Annotated in this window: 2 protein-coding genes; both read left to right on the forward strand. The window is 67.2% G+C overall.

The genetic code is table 11. From position 1 onward, the window contains the following. Nucleotides 1-290 precede the first annotated feature (290 nt). Entirely contained in the window at nt 291-755 is a 465-nt protein-coding gene (locus FSO04_RS45650) for a hypothetical protein (protein WP_154567989.1), read from the forward strand. A gap of 26 nt (nt 756-781) precedes the next feature. After that, nucleotides 782-1,752, forward strand: a 971-nt coding sequence (gene sctJ, locus FSO04_RS45655; RefSeq protein WP_233465466.1) for a type III secretion system inner membrane ring lipoprotein SctJ, incomplete at its 3' end; no start/stop codon positions are given.

The following is a 1,752-nucleotide window of genomic DNA, read 5'->3' on the forward strand; positions in this document are numbered from 1 at the left end:
CCTTCCAGGACATCAACAACACGGTGTCGTCGGTCGGCAGCCAGCTCTCGCAAGCCTGACGCCGGTCAGGCCGGCTCGTCCGGCCATTGCGTGGGGACTGGAAGACGCTGCGTCGCGCTTACGCGCCGGGGCGTCTTCCGGACCCGCCGGGGCCAGCATGCTTGCCCTGGCGTTGACCGGGCGCGAACGTTGCGGGTTGACGCATTACAGCAAGAGGGGCGAGGGCCGCGCAAGCGCGCGGCATCCCGACCACACTGCGCCCAGCGTGCTTCTGAATCGATGGTGACTGCATGAATCTCGTACTCAGTTTGGGCGGCTTGCCTGCGGGCGACAGCCAGGCTGGCATCACGGAGCGCCACGCGCAGCAGCCGGACGTCGAGCGCTTCGAATCGCTGATGAATCGCGGTGACGGGGGAACGCAGCCCGGCGGTACGCCGCCGTCCACGGAATTCGGAAGCGAACTGCGCGTTGAACGCACGAGCCACGCGCAAGGCGAGTACGGTTCGCTGCATGGGTTTCGCGACATGGTCGGACAGATGGGCAAGGCGTCCGGCGAACTGTCGAACCGCTACAAATCGCTGGAAAAGGAAGCGCTGGACTTCGGCAACGGCCTCGATCTGAACGACCCGGCCACGGCCATCAAGGCGGTCGAGCACCAGGCGCAGATGACCACCGCGAATCTCGAGTTTCATTTCGTCCTGCAATCGGCAGACGACGTGCGGCACACCTTTCGCACGCTGCTGCAACAACAGTGACAGCAACGGCCATACGGGAGCGACCGATGAAGGGACGACTGTACGACTGTGCGCGCCGCGCCGGCGCGCTGCGGCACCGCCTGCTGACCATGCTGCTGTGCATGACGCTGCTGCTCGCCGCGTGCAAGGAAACGATCAACGGCAAGGTCGGCGAAGCCGAGGCCAACGACGCGCTCAGCGTGCTGCTCGATGCCGGCATCGACGCGATCAAGGTGCCCGCAGACGAAACCAGCTACGACTTGCAGGTCGACAAGGACGACATTGCCCGTGCGCTCGACGTGCTGCACTCGCACGGGCTGCCGCACAACCACTACCAGGACCTCGGCCAGGTCTTCAAGAAAGACGGCCTCGTGGCGACCCCCGCCGAAGAGCGCGTGCGCTATATCTACGGCGTGTCCCAGGAGCTGGAACAGACGTTGTCGCATATCGACGGCGTGGTGGTCGCGCGGGTGCATGTGGTGATTCCGGAGAACGACCCGCTGGCCGATGCGAAGACGCCTTCGTCGGCATCCGTGTTCATCAAGTATCGGCCGTCCGCCGATCCGAACGCGCTGGCGCCGCTCGTGCGCAATCTCGTCGTGCGCGGCATCGAAGGACTGGATCCCGATCACGTCAGCGTGGCGTTTGTCGTCGCCGAGCCGCCGCCCGCCGCGGCCAACCGGCTGCAAATGGCGCACCTGCTGGGCGTGCGCGTCGATTCGAAATCGGTGCCTTGGCTCGTCTTCCTGCTGGCGCTGCCGTGGGTTCTCATCGTCATCGTCTTGGTTGCTGTCGCGACCCGCTACCGCTCGGGCGTCAAGCGTGAATGCGCGGCGATCGGCCGCTGGCTGGCGGGCGTCGGGCATGCGTTGCGCGGCAAGCGGTCCACCGCGCTGAGCGCGTCCGCCGATCCGGTGCATGCGGCCGCACCGGCGAGCGGCGCGACCCCGCCGCCAGGGGTCGCGCCGCGGAACGCCCGGTCGGGCCCCCGGTCTGGGGGGTCAACCCGTTGCCGGCG

It is taken from the genome of Paraburkholderia madseniana (genome assembly GCF_009690905.1).
Taxonomy (GTDB): Bacteria; Pseudomonadota; Gammaproteobacteria; order Burkholderiales; family Burkholderiaceae; genus Paraburkholderia; species Paraburkholderia madseniana.